Origin of the sequence: Bradyrhizobium sp. 191 (assembly GCF_023100985.1) — a bacterium.
GTDB classification, from domain to species: domain Bacteria; phylum Pseudomonadota; class Alphaproteobacteria; order Rhizobiales; family Xanthobacteraceae; genus Bradyrhizobium; species Bradyrhizobium diversitatis.
In genome coordinates this window covers 5,113,189-5,131,390 of the sequence record NZ_CP064692.1, presented here as the reverse complement: position 1 = coordinate 5,131,390, position 18,202 = coordinate 5,113,189, and the positions used below count along the sequence as shown (strand labels likewise).

Genomic DNA, 18,202 nt, shown 5'->3' with positions numbered 1-18,202 from the left:
TCGAACGCCGGCCCCGCGCTGGGCCTGAGGTCAGTATAGCCGAAGGATTGCCGGCGCCTAGAATATCCGAGGACGATTTTGCCGATCGCAGCCGTGGCGATCCGGGGCGGATTGCTCTTGGAGCCCAAAATGCCGAACCGCTACGCCTGGAGTTGTCCAATGCAGCGCCGCCACGAGATACCCGCCACGCCCGAAAACATGGTGTGGGGCTATTTGGACTGCAACACGCCGCCTGTCCTCGAGGTCAATTCCGGCGACAGCGTGACACTGCACAGCTTCCCGGCCGGAGGAAAGGAGACGCTGCCGGACGATCGGTCGTTGGTCCCCAAAGACTATCTGCTCGCCCTGGATACCATGCAGCCCGGGCCGGGGCCTCATTTCATTACCGGGCCCGTCTATGTGCGCGGTGCCAATGTCGGCGATACGCTCCAGGTCGACATCCTCGACGTGAAGGTGCGCCAGGACTGGGGCTTCGTGTCGGTCCTTCCTCTGCTCGGAACGCTGCCGGACGAGTTCACGGATTATGAAACGATCCATCCCAGGATCGACCGCAAGCGCGACGTCTGCATCATGCCGTGGGGCACTGAGATCCCACTCGCTCCCTTTTTCGGCATCATCGCCACTGCCCCGCCACCGAGTTGGGGCCGCTGCGGCTCCCCCGTTCCGCGCGCGTTCGGCGGCAACATGGACAACAAGGAGCTGCGGGCCGGCACGACGCTGTATCTGCCGGTGTTCAACGAGGGCGCATTGTTCTTCGCCGGCGACGGCCACGGCGTGCAGGGCGACGGCGAAGTCTGCATTACCGCGCTCGAGACCGGCGTGACCGGGACGTTCCGCCTGACCGTGCGCAAGGACATGGATATCAAATGGCCCTTTGCCGAGAGCGCGACACATCTCATGTCGATCGGCCTCGACGAGGATCTCGACGATGCCGCCAAGCAAGCGGTCCGGGAAATGGTCAAGCATGTCTGCGCACGGACGAACCGAACGCGCAACGAGGCCTACATGTTGTGTTCGCTGGCCGGCAATCTGCGCGTCACGCAACTCGTCGACGGCAACAAGGGCATCCATATGCTGTTGCCGAAGGCGCTTCTTTAGCGGGCTGGCGCGAAAGACGTCACAATATCCTTCTCGGCGTACAAGCCTCACCGGTCCGCCGGCGCGGCACGGTCAGCGCTTGACATCAACGCTATCATGTAACATATGACGTTACATGAAACGCGATTCCCGTTTATCCGGCGTGCTCCACGTCCTGCTGCACATGGCGCAGCAGCCCGGGCCGTTCACATCCGAGACGCTGGCGAAAGCCATGACCACGAATCCCGTGGTGATCCGGCGCATCATGGCGGGGCTTCGCGATCTCGGTTACGTCCGCTCCGAGAAGGGGCATGGCGGCGGCTGGCGGCTTGCCTGCGACCTCTCGAAGGTGACGCTTCGCGACGTCTACATGGCGCTCGGCAGTCCCTCGCTGCTGGCCATGGGCAACCGGACCGAGGCGCCGGGCTGCCTGGTCGAGCAGGCCGTCAATGCCGCGCTCGATCAGGCCTTTCGCGATGCCGAGGCACTGCTGCTGTCGCGGCTCGGCGAGGTCACGCTGGCGATGTTGGGCGAGGACCTGCGCAAGCGGCTCGGGTCTCGAAAGATCCACGATATCAGCGCGCATCGCGCGTGAATGGCTCCATTCACGGGGACACCATCATGACCGACATTCAAGCCGCATTCTCCGATCCGCAATTCGTGGCGAGATACACGGAGGGGCCGCGGCGCTTCGTGCCGGGCTATGACGCCATGCAGTCGATGGCGGCGATTCTCCTGGCCGAACGCGTCCCCGGCGATGCGCGGGTGCTCGTCCTCGGCGCCGGCGGCGGCCTCGAGCTCAAGGCCTTTGCGCAAGCGCACCCCGCCTGGAGCTTCGACGGCGTCGACCCGTCCGCGGCGATGCTGGCGCTCGCCGGCCAGACTCTGGGCGAACTCGCACCACGCGCACGCTTTCATCAGGGCTATATCGACGATGCCCCGGAGGGGCCGTTCGACGGTGCCACCTGCCTGTTGACCCTGCACTTCGTCGACGTCGAAGAGCGGCGCCGCATCGCCTCTGAGGTGCGCCGCCGCCTCAAGCCCCGCGCGCCTTTCGTGGTCGCGCACCTGAGCGCGCCCCATGGCGAGGCGGAACGCCCGCTGTGGCTGTCGCGCTATTCCGCGTTCCTGGCCGCATCCGGCGTCGAGCCGGACCAGGCGGCGGCTGCGCGGGATGCCGTCAGCAACCATCTGCAGATCCTCGCGCCCGCGCAGGATGAGGCTATTCTGCGCGAGGCCGGCTTCTCCGACCCCACCCTGTTCTACACCGGCTTCGCCTTCCGCGGCTGGGTGGCCTACGCCTGAGGCGCCACGGCTCCGTCACCGATCGACCGGCACGCCGGGGCCGAGATGATATCGACTCGAGAAGAACACCAGCGGCGTGGAGTCGCGGTGGTCGCAGCCCGAGACTTCAGCGATGATGAGCGTGTGGTCGCTGACCTCGACGTGCCGTGTGACCTCGCAGGCGAACCAGGCCATGCAGCCGGACAGGCGCGGCAGGCCGTCGACGATCTCGTAATGCGGTGCCGCGCCGGTGTTCGGCTGGCTCGCGAAATGCCGCGACAGATCCCGGCCGTGATCCGGCAGGACGTTGACGCAATAACGTCCGGTCGCCGAGATCGCGCGGTGCATACGGCCGGGCATGACGGAAACCAGCACGGTTGGTGGCGAAAGGCTGACGGTGACGAAACTGTTCGCGGTCATGCCACAGACAGAGCCGTGCTCGTCCAACGCGGTCAGCACGGCGACGCCGGTCGCAAAGCGCGACGCGGCCTCGCGGAACGAGGCGGGATTGACGCGGGGCATGTCAGTCTCCGCTCGCATCGATTTCAAGCAATCGCCCTGACGGGCTCAGGCGGCGCCGACATGCGCTCGATCCAGGCCTGGATGCGCCGCGGCGTGGAGATGCGGTCCCACTGCCGGTCCGGATAGTTGAAATTCTCCGTGAACTCGTTCGCCAGCGCCGGATTCTGGCTCATCGCGCCGATCAGCATGCCCAGCGCTTCCGTCGGCGGCTGCAGCATCACATTGGTCCAGCGCGAGGCCGCCAGCACGCGGTCCTGCCGCTTCAGGTCGATCTTCTCGCAGAGGCGCGCGTCCAGCGCATCGGCGTTGACGATCTCCTCGCCGAGCACGAAGGCCGCATAGGAGGCGACATTGGCGCCCTGGCCCATCATGGGATCGACGATCGCATGGACGTCGCCGAGCGCGATCGCGCATTTGCCGTCGTCGAATTCGACCACCGTGTTGCGGACGGTCGGAACGACGCCGCCTTGCAGCAGATCCTGCGGCTGCGCGAGATCGAAGCGCGCGGTATCGATGCGGTCGTAGGTGGTCGGGTGGTGCTTCTCCAGCTTGCCCAGCAATACCTTCAGGAAGTGCTTCGGGTTGTCGTCGTAGCTGAGCGTCGCCAGCTCCTCCATGTCGCCACCCGGGACGTTCTCCATCAGCAGCGCGTTGGCAATCCCGCCGAAGGTAATGGTCGGGATCACGATCATTTCGCCATGCCCGGGCGCGACCGAAAGCGTGACGTTCATGGGATCGGGCTGCCGCACGCCGCTGTAGAGCCCGACGCACAGCCGCCGCTGCGGCTGCGAATAGGGCGTGTGCTCAGGACGATAAGTGAAGAGCTGGCCGAGCGGCCCCTTGCCGGTGGAGACGACCAAGAGGTCGAAGCGCGAGACCAGCGGACGGATGTCGCGCTCCTCGATGCGGCGATATTCGAGCCTGCCGCCGCGCGTCGTGAAGTCCTGCATCAGGGCGGGAAGATAGATCCGGTAATCGACCGCGCGGCTCGGCTTGGAGAAATCGCCGCGAAAGCGCAGCGGCTGCGGGAAATTGAAGACGTGGTCGTGGTAGTAGTAATGGTCCTTCGGATCGGGCCAGTGATTGACGCCGAGATAGTCCTCGCGTGCGAGCGTCACGTGGTGATGCGCGACGGTGTTGAGCAGCCGGATGTTGCGGTAGTCCTCGGGCGGCCGATCGGTGATGACCGTGGCGTCCACGCCATGTTTTTGCAGGTAGAGCGCGAGATGCAGGCCGGCGATGCCGGCGCCGACAATTCCGATATGGCGTGCCACGTGACTCCCTCCCGATTGCTTTGTTTTGAGGGAGCCTAGCGGCCGGACCTGTTGCGCACTACGGAATATATGGGATATCATTTATTCCGGATCGGAATGAATTATGGACCGGATCGATTGCCTCCGCGCTTTCGTTCGCACCCTCGAGGGCGGCAGCTTCTCGGCGGCGGCCAAGGAGCTCGGCATTGGCCAGCCCGCGATCAGCAAGCGCATCGCGATGCTGGAGAGCGAGTTCGGCACGCAGCTGTTCTCGCGCACGACGCGCACGCTCAAGCCGACGGCCGAGGCGCACCGGATCTACGATCTCGCGCGCCAGATCCTCGACAATTTCGAGATGGCGCGGTCGAGCGTCGAGCACGCCGCGCCCCGCCCGACAGGCACGCTGCGGATCGGCGTGCCGTCGTCGTTCGGGCGGCGCTATATGATGCCCGTCATCGCCGAATATGTGCGTCACTATCCTGAGGTTCGGGTCGACATCCGCTTCAGCGAGCGGTTCGTCAATCTGGTGGAGGAAGGCATCGAAATTGCCCTGAGGATCGGAAACCTGGAGGCGAGCACGCTGGTCGCCCGCCGGCTCGGCACCGTGCAGCGCTACCTGGTCGCGACACCGACCTATCTGCACGGCCGCCCAATGCCGCGGACGCCCGACGATCTCGGCGCGCACCAGTGCATCGTCTATTCCAGGATGTCGCCGGCGCATCAATGGGCCTTCGAATCCGAGCATGGCCGTCACGTCGCGTCCATCAACGGACCGATTCATGTCGACGATGCCGACGCGATGCAGGAGGCGACGATGCATCATCTCGGCATCGCCGTCCTGCCCGATTGGAATGCTGCGGACGGCCTTCGCAGCGGCGAGCTCGAGCATCTGCTGCCGGACTACACGATCGCGGCGCTACCGCTGCATGCGGTCTATCCGGAGACGCAGTGGATGTCGCCACGCGCGCGAACCTTCCTGGATCTCCTCGTGGAGCGCGCCGAACATTTCGCAATGTCCTGGCCGCAGAGCACCGGCATCCGTGCAGATGGTTGACGCCGTCCCGTGCGTCATTAAATGACGCCCATGAAAAAGATCGGATTCCTCTCCTTCGGGCACTGGACGCCCTCGCCGCAATCGCAGACCCGCTCCGCCGGCGACACGCTGCTGCAATCGATCGAGCTTGCCGTTGCGGCCGAACAGTTAGGGGCAGACGGCGCCTATTTCCGCGTGCATCACTTCGCGCGGCAGCTGGCCTCGCCCTTCCCGCTGCTCGCGGCCGTCGGCGCCAGGACCAGCAGGATCGAGATCGGCACGGCCGTGATCGACATGCGCTATGAGAACCCGCTCTACATGGTGGAGGACGCTGGTAGCGCCGACCTCATCGCCGGCGGCCGGCTGCAGCTCGGCATCAGCCGCGGCTCGCCGGAGCAGGTGATCGACGGCTGGCGCTATTTCGGCTATCAGCCGGCCGAGGGCCAGAGCGATGCCGACATGGGCCGGCGCCATGCCGAGGTCTTTCTCGACCTGCTCCGCGGCGAAGGTTTTGCCCAGCCCAATCCGCAGCCGATGTTTCCGAACCCGCCGGGCCTGTTGCGCCTGGAGCCGCATGCGCAGGGCCTGCGCGAACGCATCTGGTGGGGCGCCGGCTCGAACGCGACCGCGGTGTGGGCGGCGAAGCTCGGCATGAACCTGCAGAGCTCGACGCTGAAGAACGACGAGACCGGCGAAGCTTTCCATGTGCAGCAGGCTGCTCAGATCCGAAGCTTTCGCGCGGCATGGAAAGAGGCCGGCCACACCCGAGAGCCGCGCGTGTCCGTCAGCCGCAGCATCTTCGCATTGATGGACGACCGCGACCGCGCCTATTTCGGCGGCGAGCGCGGCGGCGAAGACCAGATCGGCTTCATCGACCCGCAGACCCGGGCCATCTTCGGCCGCTCCTATGCCGCCGAGCCGGATGTGCTGATCGAGCAACTCCGCCAGGACGAGGCGATCGCGGAGGCGGATACCTTGCTGCTGACGATCCCGAACCAGCTCGGTGTCGATTACTGCGCGCATGCGATCGAGGCGATCCTGACGCACGTGGCGCCGGCGTTGGGGTGGCGGTGACATGGACCGGCGCGGCACGACCAGACGTCGCGATTGACTTCGTGCACCACCCCCGCCAATGATCCCTTGGGGACTGTTGGACTGAATCAGGGGTTGGGGATGGGCTTGCGTCCGGGGATCTTCGTTGCGGCTTTCTTGCTTGCGGGGTGTGCGTCAGGGCCGATGGGCAGCGCGGCTCTGACAGATAACGTCAATGCAAAAACCGCACGGCTGGTGGTCTATCGCTCGTCCGCCATGGGTTTCGCAGTCCAGCCAAGCTATGCGGTCGATGGACGCGTCATTGGCGGCAGCCAGGCTGCGGGGTTCGTCGCCTGCGAGCTGCCTCCGGGCCGCCACGAGGTTACAGTCAACAATCTTCCGCTGAGCAGCAACCTGTTCGGGCAAGGAAGCGAGAAGGTGAGCCTCGATCTGCGTGCCGGCAGCACCACCTACCTCTCTGCCCAACCGCAGATGGGAATCGTCACTCCCGGTGCAATTACGTTGATCCAGGTCACGGAGAGCCAGGGCCGTGCCGACGTCGCCAGCTTGCATCAGAGCAACAGCTCATGTGGCAAGGCATGATCTGAGGCGCTCCGTTGCCGAAACGCGGATGAAACGCCTTATCCTGCAAATCATCTTGCGCCTTGGCCGCTATGCGATCCTCCCCGTCGTCGCGCTGGCTTGCACGATTCTCGCCATCTGGCTGATGATCATGGACCGGTACACGATTGCGGCGCTGGCCACCGCACCGATTGTGTTCACGATCTTCATGGCCGCGATGGCACTCGCAATTGGGCTGCTGTTCCTACCTTCGCGCAAGCATCGCAGCTTCGAAGCCGACGAAGAGACTGCCCCGGGGCTCTGGGCGGTATGGAAGCAGCTCGATCGCAGCTTTGTCGGATCGAACCGCACTCTGCGGGTCGACACCGATTTCAACGCTTCGATCTCGGAAGAAAGCCGGTATGCCGGATTGTTCGGGCAGCATGTCACGATGACCGTTGGTCTGCCATTGTTGATGATCCTGGATCAGCGGGCGGTTCGTGCCGTTATCGCTCATGAAGTCGCGCACGCCCGGCTTCGGCACACCTCGGGATGCACCAACCTCGCGGATTTCATGGCGGCCGCGGAGAACGTTTTCTTCTATGCCGATCCGGAGCACACCGTTACCGGATATACTGTCCGCATCCTCCTCCATTCTCTGCTCGAAAGGCTCGAGAAGGAATACCGCGCGTTGTCACGGGAGAACGAGCTTGCCGCCGATGTCGAAGCGGCCGAGCAAGTTGGACGCGAGGAGATGGCACGCGCGCTGGTGATGATGGAGGTTTGTGGAGCACGTCTGACCGATCTCGTATTCGCCCCGCTGCAGAAGGAAGTGCTCGGCGCGATCAAGGCGCCATTACCACCGTTCGCGCGAATCTTAGATCAGATCGCAGCGATAAGAGCGCCCGGACCCATGACCGCCGCCGTCGCCAGTCTGAGCCGCGAGCACGATCCCGATTCGACACATCCGCCTTTTGGCCAGCGGCTGGCGAACCTCGGGTACACCGACATACCTGACATCGGCGAGGTACAAGCCTCCGCAGTCGACCAGCTTCTCTCACCGGACGCCGCCAACGAACTCACCTGCCGATTCGATGAGGAATGGCGGAAGAAGGTCCAGGAGTGGGTCAGCGTCGGCAGATGAATGTGCGGGCTGTGGATGAGCGGCCGTCATGCATGTCCAGTTGCTTCATTGCCCGATGGCGCCTGATGCCGATCGTTCGACATTTCATGTCTGCGAGCTGTATCAGCCTGGCGTCGTGCGTGCGTTCGTGAAGAAGACGCAGAAGACCCCGCGGGCGCCGCTGGTGGCGGTGGTTGGCGAGGCGATATGCCCCAGAGGAATCACATTTGGCCTCTCACACAAAAGATCGTCACGCCCGGGCTTGTCCCGGGCATCCACGTTCCCGGTGCGGCGTGGCGAGGCGTGGATGGCCGGGACAAGCCCGGCCATGACGATGTGGGGACTATCGTGCCGCAAGCTACCTCACATGCGATAGCCCTGCCCCTCCCCCACCCTCACCCCGTCTTCGTCCCCGTGATGACGGCCAGCGCCTCGACGAGGCGGTCGAGGTCGGCCTCGTCAGTGTAGAGGGCGGGCGTCACACGGATGCACTGGCCTTTGGCGACGCCGGCGCGGCGCACCGTCATGATCCTGTAGCTGTCGCGGAGCTTCACCACGATGCCCTCGTTGTCGACCTTGCTGGTCTTGCCGGCGAGGCGGAAGGACGTGATCGCGCCATATGAGCCGGCTTCATCGGGCGTCAGAATCTCGATGTCCTTGAATCCGCGGACGCGGCTCACCCAGTAGTCGCGCAAATGGCGCAGGCGGGCCTGCTTGGCCGCCGCGCCGATCTCTTGATGCAGCACCACGGCCGTGGGCACCGTCAGCATCGTGGCGAAATTGACCGTGCCGGTATGCACCCGCGAGCGGATGCCGCTCTCCGGAAAATCCTCGTCGCCCATGTCGCGATCGATGGCCGCAAGGCGGTCCTTCCTGATGTAGAGGAAGCCGACGCCGAGCGGGGCGCCGATCCATTTGTGCAGATTGAACCCGACGAAATCGGCCTCGAGCTCGCCCACCCGGAAGTCGATCTGTCCCCAGGAATGGGCGGCGTCGACGATGACGTCGATGCCCTTGGCCTTCGCCATGCGGGCGATCTCGGCGACCGGCATGACGAAGCCGGTGCGGTGGCCGACATGGGTCAGGAGCAGAAGCCTCGTCTTCGGGTTCGCCTCGATCGCACGGGCATAGGCGTCGAGCACCGCCTGGCGGGTGGCGGGCTCCGGCACGTCGAACTTGACCACATCGACGCCGCGGCGCGCCTTCAGCGCGTTCATCGCATACTGCATCGAATCATAGTCGAGATCGGCATAGAGCACGCCGTCGCCCGGCTTCAGCCGGTTGTAGCCGCCGATGAGGAGCTGAAGCGCTTCGGTGGCGCCGCGGGTCAGCGCGATCTCCTCGGGCAGCGCGCCGACCGCCTCCGCCACCTTGGTGCGCACGGCCTCGAAATCCGTCCCCGCACGCAGCCGCGCGTAATAGGTGTTCTGATAATTGACCATGTCGGACTGGCGGATGAACTCGCGCCTGACAGGCTCGGCCATGATGCCCCAATAGCCGTTCTCGAGATTGACGACATCAGGCGTGACGGCATAGAGCCCCTTCACAGCCGCCCAATAGGCCTTGTCGATGGCGACAGCGGCCATTGAGCCGGTCGGCCGCGCCGGAAGGCCTTCAGCCGCCATCGCCGGTGCCGCAAGCGGCACCACGGCTGCCGCCGCGAGGCCCTTGAGGACCAGCCGGCGGTCGGCCGAAATCGTCTTGATCAGTTGCATGTCGACTCTCCCCAGAGCGTTCTCGAGCGACGTGACGTCCGGCTCCGCGTCAAGAGAGCGCGTCAAGCAGCAATCCAGAGCTCGGTTTCGATATCATCGGACCCGAAGAGGCTCTGGCGCGCCGGGAAAAAAGCAACGGACCATGCAGCTGAGATGACCGGATCATGACAATGCGATGATCGAGCAAAGCAGATTGCAGGATCAGGCTGCCGCCTGCTTCGTTGCGGCTCGCGCGTCTTGAGAAGGCGGAATCAGACGGTCTGCAGACGCGTCCGGCACGAGCGGAACGAGCTCGTCCACCGCGCTCTCGACCCGATTGCGGCCAAGCGCCTTCGCCGCGTAAAGCGCCTTGTCGGCGCGCTCGCATAAGGCCTCGATGCCGGCGGGCTCGCTATCCGCGTGTGCGAGGCCGACGCTGACCGTGGCTGCGACCGCAACACCGTCCATGACACGCGCGGCCGCCGCGAAGCTCTCGCGGACGCGCTCGGCGGCAGCGATCGCCGCCTGCCGGTCAGGCCCCTTGAGGATCGCGGCGAACTCCTCGCCGCCGAGCCGGCCCGCAACGCCGCCTCGCGGCAGATTGGCGGACAGTGTCTGCGCGAACAAGCGCAGCACGCGGTCGCCCATCGCATGGCCATGGGTGTCGTTGATCGATTTGAACAAGTCGAGATCGAACAGCAGGAACGCGATCGTCCCGTTTGCGGGCGCTTTCAGGCATCGCTCGCCGAATTCCAGGAAGGCGCGGCGGTTGGCGAGACCGGTCAACGCGTCCGTCATCGAGGCGCGCTTGTGCACGAGCTCGCTCCGCTCCTTGGTGAGCGCAAGAAACAGATAGCTGATGGCGATGATGAAGAGCAGGGTAAACGTGCTTACGATCGCGAACCAGAACGACTGCAGCGCCTCGAAGCTCGTGACCGGCGCCGCGGCGAGCGGATGCGCAACGGCGAGCGGAATGCGCACGAGAAACAGGCCGCCGCCGAGCGCGGTCAGCACGATCAGCGGCCATCGCGACAGCAGCGGCTCCGCGCGGCCGGTCCACAGCACGTAGGCGCAGCCGAGCGAATAGAAGCCCATGGCCGCCGAGACGACGATCATGCGCGCCGTGGCGGACTCGTACAGCGCCGGGACCTGGCAGACTGCGATCCATGTCACAGCGCCGGCGAGCAGGAGAAACGGGCTCGCCCGCCGGCCTTCGAAGCAACGCGCCCCCTCCAGCATCAGAGCGCAGGCCGTGAACAGGACGGCGTAGGCGAGATCGACCGAGTAGACATCCGGGATCACGCCGCGCAGGCAGAGCAGGCCAAGCGCGGCTGCCATGACCAGCACGGCGCCACCCCACCAGGCAAGGGCGCGAACCGTGCGATTTTGCAGCCACGCGAAAAACGTCAGCGCGCCGAGCAGCACCATGACTGCCAGCATCAGCACATAGATCGTCGGGACATAGAGCAGCGGCATGGTTCTCACCCTGTCGCCGGCGCTATACCAAGCCGCCGCTACGATTTGCTTGCGATGATTGGTAAACGCAGTGGTAACGGCCGTGGTGACGCCGAGCTACGTCACAGTCTGGCAGCCGGCAGCATCGCCGCGACCAGCAGACCACGGCGCAAACGCCGTCGTCGTCAAACCGCAAGGCCCAATGCGCCACCCTCGGGCTGAGGCGCCACTGAGCCGGCGGGCACATGATTGACGACGAGGCCGGTCGGCACCGCCGCATGTTTTGACAGCGCCGCGGTTACCCTGCGCATCGCGGCTGAACCGAGCTCGCCGGCGCGCGCCACCAGGACGATCAGGTCCGCATGCGCGGCCAGGGCGATGGCGTCGGGCTGCAAGGCGAGATTGCCGGCGTGGACGATGATCAGGTCGAACTCCGAACGAATGTCGTCCTCGGGCCGCGCATCGGGCTTTCGGCCGGCGCTCAGCAGTTCCTCGATCGATTGAAGGCCCGCCGTGGTCGAACCGTCGTGCCATTCGGTCACCGGCGGCTGGTGACTTGCGAATTCCGGCTGGAGCCGGATCAGCACGCTCATCATGCCCCGATTCACGGCGGCGCGATTGAGGGAGCGCGCAACCGTGTTGCCGCCGGCGCTTTTGCCGACCGACAACACCAGCGCGACCTTGCAGCCGCGCACCGGCACACGGTCGATGCGTTCGAGCAGCGGCCGCAGATGGGTGCCGACATCGAGCTCGGCCGAGGTGGCAACCGGTTTTTGCCAGACGGTGCTGATCCCGGCTCCGGATGCCAGCTCGGGGATACGAACCCAGACAGGAAGGCTGGGCATCGGCTCGGCCCGGGGCACGGCGGCGGGCGGTGGCTGGACTTGCCGGTTGGGCGCCTCCTCCGCGTTCACAGATGCTGGCGCCTGAACGGACGCGGGCTCGTCGGCGGACACGCTCGTCATCACCGCAACGGCGCCGGTCGACGTCAACAGCGAGCCGATCGCCAGCGCCGCGAGCAGCAGGGCGAGCGGCGGACGCGTCGAGCGCACCGGCGGAATGGCGATCGAGGCGACCTTGGTCTGGGACGCCTGCAGCTGACGCTGCTCGCTGGTCGTCTTGAACCTCGACAGGAACTGCTCGTAGATGTTCCTGTTGGCGTCGGCGTCGCGCTGCAGCTCCTGCAGCTTGACGAGAGCCTGGCCATCGACCAGCATCTTCGTCTCGACGGCCTTGAGCTGCTTCTCCAGCGCGTTCTGCTGCTCGCGCTGGGCCTCATATTCGGACTTGGCCGTGTCGATGTTCTTCTTCCGCTCGATCTCGATCTGCCGGTTGATGTCGGCGAGCTGGCTGTAGGAGATCGCGAGGTCGGGATGGCGATCGCCATACACCGCCTTCTTCTGCGCGATCTGGTCATTCAAGGTCGAGCGCTGCGCGCGCAGCATGCTCAGCAGATCCTGCTTCACCGGCCCTTCGACATTGGCCTTGAGGTCGCGTTGCACCTGCTCGTAGCGCGCCTTGGCCTCCTCGGTGCGCGCGCGGGCGGCGGAGACCTGCTGGGTCAGATCGGTCACCCGCAATTGCTGCGTGGTGGATTCCTTGCCGGCATTGACGATGTTGTGCTCGAGGCGGAAGGCGGCAACGGCATCTTCCGAGCTGCGCAGGCGCTCGTTCAGCGTCTTCAACCGGTCCTTGAGCCAGTCGGCGGCCTCGTCGGTTGCCTCGGTGCGAACGCGGCCCTGGCTGGCAACGAATGCCTCGGCGATCGCATTGGCGTAGTAAGCGGCCCGCTCGGGGCGGTTCGAGGTGAAGGAAATCGCAATGACGTAAGTGAGCCCGCGCCGGGTGATCTCGAGGCGGTTGCGGAATCTTTCGAGCAAGCGCGTCATGTCGGTGTAACCGCCGGCGACATCCTCGTCGTCCGCGATCTTGAGCTGCTCGATCAGGGGACGGAGGAAACCGTCGGATTTTGCGATCTCGATCTGGCTCTGAAGCGCCGCGGCATCCTGGCCGATACCCGGCAGCACCTCCTGATCCGAGGTCACGCGCAACTCGCGGGGATCGAGCACGACCAGGGCCGTCGCGGCGTAGCGGACCGGAAGAACCACCAGGACGACGATGCCGAGGACGAACAGCGCCGCGGCCAGCGTCAGAATGCGCCGGCCGTTCTCGCGCAGAAAGGAGAGTGTACCGAAGACGGTCAGCGATCCCATGGTCATGCCAGGCGAGACGCCGTCAGGCTTCGCCTTCGCAGCCCGCGGCGCTTCCCACGAAGCCGCTTGCTCCGTCGGGGCGATGCTTCGCGGAGATGCGCTTCGACCGAACGCCATGGGGTTGGACTCGAAATCAACTGACAGGCCTGGAGGCTTGCCGCACCGTAAATATCCATGGTTAACCGGCGGTTACGGCTGGGCTGGCCTTGGGCGGTGAACGATTCGTTAACGAGACGCGGCCAGCCATTCAGGCCGCGGAACGTATCGGCGGCGTCTGCCCGCACCCGCCTCGATGTGCGACCGCTCACAAGCCGATGACATACCCGTCCCGCCTCGGATCGGCGGCCCCCGTCATCACGCCGGTTACCGGATCGAGCACGACGGCCTGCATGCCTCCGCAGAGCATGGTCCATCCGGTGTCCAAAATCTCGATCTCGTGGCCGCGGCGCTTCAGTTCGGCGATGGTCTCCGGCGCGATGCGGTTCTCTGCCTGAATGAAGCGGCCGTCCCACAGCCGTGAACGCGGCGCCTCGATCGCCTGCTGCAGCGGAAGGCCGAACTCGACGTGCTGCACATAAGCCTGGGCCTGGGTTTGCGGGATGCCGTAGCTGCCGGGCGTCCCCAGCGCGAGCACCGGACGGCTGCCGCGCGTCGCAATCGACGGTGCCATCGTCACCGGCAACGCGTCGCCCGGCCTGGCGAGGTTCGGGCTTCCCGGCTGCACGTCGGCCCAATGCAGATGATTGTTGAGGCAAACGCCGGTCCCCGGCACCACGACGCCGCTGCCGAACGGGCTGCCGAGACTTTGCGTAATGCAGACCAGATTGCCTTCGGCGTCGGCGATCGAGAACGAGGTGGTGTGGCCGGGATCGGCACGATCCTGCGGCATCCATTGCTCTGTCGGGCCCGTGATCGGCCGGCCGTCGCTCACACGCTGGCGAAGCCGCGCGATCGTCGCATCGGACATTGCTCCAGCGGCTTGATCCGGTCCCGGATTGCCACGGGCGATGCGCTCGCCGGCGGCGAGACGGATCGCGCGATAGACCGTATCGAGATGATCGGCGCCGTCCTTCGGCAGACGCCCGAGGTCGAAGCCTTCAAGGATCTTGAGGGTCAGGGCGAACTGGAAGCCGCCGCATTGCTGCGCCGGGACGTGAAGCTCGAGCCCCCGATAGGACACGGTCAGGGGATCGAACCAATGCGGCTTGACGGCGATGACATCGTCCAGCGTCAGGCTGCCGCCGAGTGTGGCGAGATAGTCCACGATCCGCCGGCCGAGCTTGCCGCCATACAGGTACTCGGGCCCCGATTCGGAGATCTCGGCAAGAGTCTGCGCGAGATCGGGCTGCGCGACGATGCTGCCGAGCTTCACCGGCATTCCATCCGGGAGATAGTTCCTGACCAGTGCGGCGTGCAGCTCCGGCCAGGGTTCGAGCAGCGGCACCTGCTCGTTGATCTCATCAACACCGAAGTCCGAGAGCGCGAAGCCGTCGCGCGCCAGCGTGATCGCCGGCGCAAAGACGTCTGGAAGCGATTTGCGTCCATAGCGCGAGAGCAGCTCGCACCAGCCCGCGAGATTGCCGGGCGTCGAGGCCGCCTGCGGACCGCGCTCGAGCTCGAATCTACTGGTGTATCTGCCGACCGGGAAGCTTGCGGGCATCGGCGGAGCGAAGTCGAGCACGCGAATGCGCTGCTCGATCGCCACCCAGATCGTGGCCAGTCCGAACCCGGCAAGCCCCGACATGAACGGCTCGACCACGTTGAGGGCGGCCGCCGTGGCGACGGCCGCATCGAACGCATTGCCGCCCTGCATCAGGATTCGTGCACCGGCCTGTGCCGCGAGCGGATGCGCGGCGGCGACCATGCCGTGCCGCGAGAACAGCGTCGGACGCCCATATGTCCTGGCGAGTTGCATCCGGAAAAGGCCTTCCGCCGGTCAGTGCGTCGTCGCAGCAGCCTGGATCGCCTCCGACATGATCTCGAGACCGCGATCGATTTCGGCCTCGGACACTGTGAGCGGCGGCGCGATGCGGAATACGCCGCCCATGCTGGGCAATTTGACGATGTTCATGCTGAGACCGCGACGCATGGTCTCCTCCATGATCCGCGCGCCGAGTTCAAACCCCGGCGTCTTGGACTGTCGGTCGACGACGATTTCGAGACCGAGCAGAAGCCCGCGGCCTCTGACGTCGCCGACGCATTCGAACTTTTGCTGCAGCGACAGCAATCCATCCCGGAGCCTGTTGCCCCTGGCGGTTGCCTGCGCCACTAAGCCGTCGCGCGCGACCACGTCGAGCACCGTGACGCCGATCGCGGCGGGCAAGGGATCGGAGACATGCGTGGTGTAGAACAGGAAGCCGCGCTCGAACGCAGTCTGCTCGATGGCCTTTGTCGTCATGACCGCGGCGAGCGGCAGACCGGCGCCGAGCGTCTTCGACAGCGTGAGAATATCAGGCACCACGCCATCACGCTCGAAGGCAAACATGTGCCCGGTGCGGCCGATTCCGGTCTGAGCTTCGTCGAGGATCAGCAGCATGCCGCGCTGCTCGCATTTTTGCTTCAAGGCTGCGAGATAGCCGAGCGGCAGTTCCAGAATGCCGCCGCTGGAGAGGATCGGCTCGGCGATGAAGGCCGCCAGATTACCGGTCGACTGGCTGTCGATCAGTGCGAACGCATCGTCCAGCTCGGTCTGCCAGTCGTTGCTGCCGTCGACGTTCCTGAAGCGCGGCCGATAGGCGTTCGGCGCGGGAATGACGAACGATCCGACCGCGGCCGGCCCATAACCGCGCCGGCCCGCGCTGTAGGTCGCCGACGCCGCCGCGCCGGTCATGCCGTGCCAGCTTTGCGCGAAGGCGACGATTTCGTGCCTGCCGGTGACGAGCTTGGCCATCCGGATCGCCGCTTCATTGGCTTCCGCGCCTGTCGTCAGCAGCTGCACGCGGTCGAGACCGGGCGCAAGCGCAGCGAGACGCTCGGCCAGTGCCACGACCGGACGCGAGAGCATGCCGCTGAAGAGATGAGCGACCGCACCCATTTGCCGCGCGACGGTGGCGACGATATCGGGATGCGTGTGCCCCAGCACGGCACTCATCTGACCCGAGGTGAAATCGAGGATGGCGCGTCCATCGGCGTCGTACACGAAACTGCCGGCCGCACGCTCGATGATGACGGGTTCGAAACTCGGCCCGTAGCGGGTCAGATGCGTGTTGGCGGACGCCCAGAAATCGGGATCGGCATTCAAGGTCATGACAGCCACCTGCGCTTGGGACGTCCGACCTCTAGTCAAGAATTTGACTTCAGGCTAATTGATATAATTCAAACTGGATATCAATCTTCCTGATGTCGATGCTGGATCTCACCCTTCTGAGGAATTTCGTCGTCGTGGCCCGCACCGGCTCGATCAGCCTGGCGGCCTTGCAGATTGGCCGGACACAGTCCGCGCTCAGCATGCAGATGCAACGGCTGGAACAGACGATCACGCAGCCACTGTTTCACCGCAGCGGATCGGGCATGAGGCTGACCGCGGCCGGCGAGAAACTGCTCGCCCACGCCGAGACGCTGCTGGCGCAGCACGACGAGATTCTCGCCGACATGAGCGGCGAGAGTCTCAAGGGGACCCTGAGCCTCGGCTGCCCCGAGGACTATTCGATCGCTTTCCTGCCGGCGCTGCTGAAGGGGTTCTGCGCGCTGCATCCCAATGTCGAGCTGCGCATGGTCTGCGCACCGACCTCCGAGCTGCGCCCGATGCTGGTACGGCGCCAGATCGACATGGCGCTGGTCTCGCTGTCCGATGCCGGAGCGCGCGAGGTGATACGCGAGGAGCGCTTCGTCTGGGTCGCGAACGAGGCCGAACCGAAAATACTGACTCAGGATGTGCTGCCGCTGGCGCTGGCGGCGCCGATGAGCCTGGACTATCGCGCCGCCTGCGCCGCGATGGAGGCGGTCAATCGGCGCTACAGGGTCGCCTACGCGAGCAACAGCCTCGCCGGCCTGATCGCGATCGCGCGGTCCGGTCATGCGATCAGCGTCCTGACACGAACCGCCGTTCCGTTCGATCTTCACGTCGTCTCGGCCGGACTGCCCCTGCTTCCGACCATCGGCATCGCGCTCGAATTCTCGGAGGCGAGGCCCTCGCTGCTGGCGACGACGCTGGCCGAGCACGTCCGCACCGTGTTGCCCGGACTGAAGACCAAGGCGGAGATCGATTAGTGACCTATTGCACCTCGATGTTCGCGTCCTTGGGCGGCGACGGCGTCTTGGTTTTGGCCGGAGGCCCGAGCTCGACGTGGCCAAGCAGGCAGGACCGCAACGTCTCGATCTCCGGACAATCGGCGGTGCCGAGCGGGCCGATCAGGAAGCCGCGGTCCAGAGGCTCGCACCTGTAGCCTGGATGGCGCTGCACCCGGTCGGCGATCACGACGTCGACCTTGCCTTCGAGCAGTTCGTGCAGCCCAGCCGGCTGGCTGATGCGAACGGCGAGCTGGGGCTGGGCTCGGCGGAGCCGCGAAAGGCGCGCCCGCAACCCATCGACGGCAAAGCTCGCGTGGAGCCCGATATGCAGCAGGCTGGTGACGCCCTCGGGCTTGAGCTCGGCAGTGGCCTCGGCGAGGCAGCGAAACGCCTGGCGCACCTGCGCCAGATAGGTTTCGCCGCCGGACGTCAGGATGATCTGCCGTGTCCGTCGCTCGAACAGCTGCACGCCCAGCCGCTCCTCCAGCAGGCGGACTTGCTGGCTGACGGCGCCCGCCGTGACGTGCAGCTCGTGAGCGGCCTGCTTGAAGCTGAGATGGCGGGCCGCGGCCTCGAAGGCGCGCAGGGCATTGAGTGGCGGCAGCAGATACGTCATGGCCGGCTCCGGACGATGCAGGAAGGTTCGGGAAGATGCATGAGTTTCGTTCGCTCGACAAAAGAGAAATCCTGCTTTGTCGCCGCTGACGGCGGGCGATACCCCGGGG

At 65.4% G+C, this 18,202-nt stretch carries 16 protein-coding genes; 8 read left to right on the top strand and 8 right to left on the bottom strand.

What is annotated here, in order from left to right:
* Nucleotides 1–159: 159 nt before the first annotated feature.
* The 3 genes from IVB23_RS23820 (at nt 160) to IVB23_RS23810 (ending at nt 2,382) form a co-directional block, all read left to right on the top strand.
* The gene (locus IVB23_RS23820) at nt 160–1,098 is read left to right on the top strand and encodes an acetamidase/formamidase family protein (protein WP_197966518.1); all 939 of its coding nucleotides are present in this window, start codon (nt 160–162) and stop codon (nt 1,096–1,098) included.
* A 115-nt stretch (nt 1,099–1,213) separates the two neighbouring features.
* Complete coding sequence (locus IVB23_RS23815) at nt 1,214–1,672, top strand: Rrf2 family transcriptional regulator (RefSeq protein ID WP_197966517.1); 459 nt, start codon at nt 1,214–1,216, stop codon at nt 1,670–1,672.
* 26 nt (nt 1,673–1,698) lie between these two features.
* Nucleotides 1,699–2,382: a class I SAM-dependent methyltransferase gene (locus IVB23_RS23810; protein ID WP_247800259.1), complete on the top strand. Its 684-nt coding sequence runs from the start codon at nt 1,699–1,701 to the stop codon at nt 2,380–2,382.
* A gap of 15 nt (nt 2,383–2,397) precedes the next feature.
* Here the strand turns inward: IVB23_RS23810 and styB are convergent, their stop codons facing one another.
* Both styB and styA read right to left on the bottom strand, forming a co-directional pair.
* Complete coding sequence (styB, locus tag IVB23_RS23805; protein ID WP_247800258.1) at nt 2,398–2,883, bottom strand: styrene monooxygenase NADH-dependent flavin reductase subunit StyB; 486 nt, start codon at nt 2,881–2,883, stop codon at nt 2,398–2,400.
* A gap of 23 nt (nt 2,884–2,906) precedes the next feature.
* Nucleotides 2,907–4,157 carry a styrene monooxygenase subunit StyA gene (styA, locus tag IVB23_RS23800; protein ID WP_247800257.1) on the bottom strand — a complete coding sequence of 417 codons (1,251 nt, stop codon included), beginning with the start codon at nt 4,155–4,157 and terminating at the stop codon, nt 2,907–2,909.
* Nucleotides 4,158–4,260: 103 nt separating this feature from the next.
* On the opposite strand from styA, the gene IVB23_RS23795 reads away from it, so the two are divergent.
* The 4 genes from IVB23_RS23795 (at nt 4,261) to IVB23_RS23780 (ending at nt 7,906) form a co-directional block, all read left to right on the top strand.
* Nucleotides 4,261–5,190, top strand: coding sequence for a LysR family transcriptional regulator (locus IVB23_RS23795; protein WP_247800256.1), 930 nt, complete (start codon nt 4,261–4,263; stop codon nt 5,188–5,190).
* 30 nt (nt 5,191–5,220) lie between these two features.
* Nucleotides 5,221–6,243, top strand: a complete 1,023-nt coding sequence (locus IVB23_RS23790) for an LLM class flavin-dependent oxidoreductase (RefSeq protein ID WP_061879567.1) — start codon at nt 5,221–5,223, stop codon at nt 6,241–6,243.
* 99 nt (nt 6,244–6,342) lie between these two features.
* The gene (locus IVB23_RS23785) at nt 6,343–6,804 is read left to right on the top strand and encodes a DUF2846 domain-containing protein (protein ID WP_247800255.1); all 462 of its coding nucleotides are present in this window, start codon (nt 6,343–6,345) and stop codon (nt 6,802–6,804) included.
* Between the two features lie 28 nt (nt 6,805–6,832).
* Nucleotides 6,833–7,906 carry a M48 family metallopeptidase gene (locus IVB23_RS23780; protein ID WP_247800253.1) on the top strand — a complete coding sequence of 358 codons (1,074 nt, stop codon included), beginning with the start codon at nt 6,833–6,835 and terminating at the stop codon, nt 7,904–7,906.
* Nucleotides 7,907–8,280: 374 nt separating this feature from the next.
* Here the strand turns inward: IVB23_RS23780 and IVB23_RS23775 are convergent, their stop codons facing one another.
* From IVB23_RS23775 to IVB23_RS23755, 5 genes are all read right to left on the bottom strand, one after another.
* A complete protein-coding gene (locus IVB23_RS23775) occupies nt 8,281–9,600 on the bottom strand; it encodes an aminotransferase class V-fold PLP-dependent enzyme (protein WP_247800251.1) in 1,320 nt (439 codons plus the stop codon).
* A gap of 201 nt (nt 9,601–9,801) precedes the next feature.
* Nucleotides 9,802–11,055: a GGDEF domain-containing protein gene (locus IVB23_RS23770; RefSeq protein WP_247800249.1), complete on the bottom strand. Its 1,254-nt coding sequence runs from the start codon at nt 11,053–11,055 to the stop codon at nt 9,802–9,804.
* Between the two features lie 164 nt (nt 11,056–11,219).
* Nucleotides 11,220–13,364, bottom strand: coding sequence for an exopolysaccharide transport family protein (locus tag IVB23_RS23765; RefSeq protein ID WP_247800247.1), 2,145 nt, complete (start codon nt 13,362–13,364; stop codon nt 11,220–11,222).
* Between the two features lie 187 nt (nt 13,365–13,551).
* Complete coding sequence (locus tag IVB23_RS23760) at nt 13,552–15,162, bottom strand: gamma-glutamyltransferase (RefSeq protein WP_061879572.1); 1,611 nt, start codon at nt 15,160–15,162, stop codon at nt 13,552–13,554.
* 21 nt (nt 15,163–15,183) lie between these two features.
* Nucleotides 15,184–16,494: an aspartate aminotransferase family protein gene (locus IVB23_RS23755; protein ID WP_247800245.1), complete on the bottom strand. Its 1,311-nt coding sequence runs from the start codon at nt 16,492–16,494 to the stop codon at nt 15,184–15,186.
* Between the two features lie 98 nt (nt 16,495–16,592).
* Here IVB23_RS23755 and IVB23_RS23750 point away from each other — a divergent pair, with 98 nt between their 5' ends.
* Nucleotides 16,593–17,456 (top strand): LysR family transcriptional regulator, encoded by an 864-nt coding sequence (locus IVB23_RS23750; protein ID WP_131871880.1) that lies wholly within the window; start codon nt 16,593–16,595, stop codon nt 17,454–17,456.
* 4 nt (nt 17,457–17,460) lie between these two features.
* Here the strand turns inward: IVB23_RS23750 and IVB23_RS23745 are convergent, their stop codons facing one another.
* On the bottom strand, nt 17,461–18,093 hold the full coding sequence (locus tag IVB23_RS23745) for a LysR family transcriptional regulator (protein ID WP_276578549.1): 633 nt from the start codon (nt 18,091–18,093) through the stop codon (nt 17,461–17,463).
* Nucleotides 18,094–18,202 lie beyond the last annotated feature (109 nt).

Bases quoted from the DNA above. Each gene is read 5' to 3' on its own strand.
- IVB23_RS23755 (WP_247800245.1), bottom strand. From the start codon at position 16,494: ATGACCTTGAATGCCGATCCCGATTTCTGGGCGTCCGCCAACACGCAT.
- styB (WP_247800258.1), bottom strand. From the start codon at position 2,883: ATGCCCCGCGTCAATCCCGCCTCGTTCCGCGAGGCCGCGTCGCGCTTT.
- IVB23_RS23820 (WP_197966518.1), top strand. From the start codon at position 160: ATGCAGCGCCGCCACGAGATACCCGCCACGCCCGAAAACATGGTGTGG.
- IVB23_RS23750 (WP_131871880.1), top strand. From the start codon at position 16,593: ATGCTGGATCTCACCCTTCTGAGGAATTTCGTCGTCGTGGCCCGCACC.
- IVB23_RS23765 (WP_247800247.1), bottom strand. From the start codon at position 13,364: ATGGCGTTCGGTCGAAGCGCATCTCCGCGAAGCATCGCCCCGACGGAG.
- IVB23_RS23745 (WP_276578549.1), bottom strand. From the start codon at position 18,093: ATGACGTATCTGCTGCCGCCACTCAATGCCCTGCGCGCCTTCGAGGCC.
- IVB23_RS23790 (WP_061879567.1), top strand. From the start codon at position 5,221: ATGAAAAAGATCGGATTCCTCTCCTTCGGGCACTGGACGCCCTCGCCG.
- IVB23_RS23815 (WP_197966517.1), top strand. From the start codon at position 1,214: ATGAAACGCGATTCCCGTTTATCCGGCGTGCTCCACGTCCTGCTGCAC.
- IVB23_RS23810 (WP_247800259.1), top strand. From the start codon at position 1,699: ATGACCGACATTCAAGCCGCATTCTCCGATCCGCAATTCGTGGCGAGA.
- IVB23_RS23780 (WP_247800253.1), top strand. From the start codon at position 6,833: ATGAAACGCCTTATCCTGCAAATCATCTTGCGCCTTGGCCGCTATGCG.
- IVB23_RS23760 (WP_061879572.1), bottom strand. From the start codon at position 15,162: ATGCAACTCGCCAGGACATATGGGCGTCCGACGCTGTTCTCGCGGCAC.
- IVB23_RS23770 (WP_247800249.1), bottom strand. From the start codon at position 11,055: ATGCCGCTGCTCTATGTCCCGACGATCTATGTGCTGATGCTGGCAGTC.
- IVB23_RS23775 (WP_247800251.1), bottom strand. From the start codon at position 9,600: ATGCAACTGATCAAGACGATTTCGGCCGACCGCCGGCTGGTCCTCAAG.
- IVB23_RS23785 (WP_247800255.1), top strand. From the start codon at position 6,343: ATGGGCTTGCGTCCGGGGATCTTCGTTGCGGCTTTCTTGCTTGCGGGG.
- IVB23_RS23795 (WP_247800256.1), top strand. From the start codon at position 4,261: ATGGACCGGATCGATTGCCTCCGCGCTTTCGTTCGCACCCTCGAGGGC.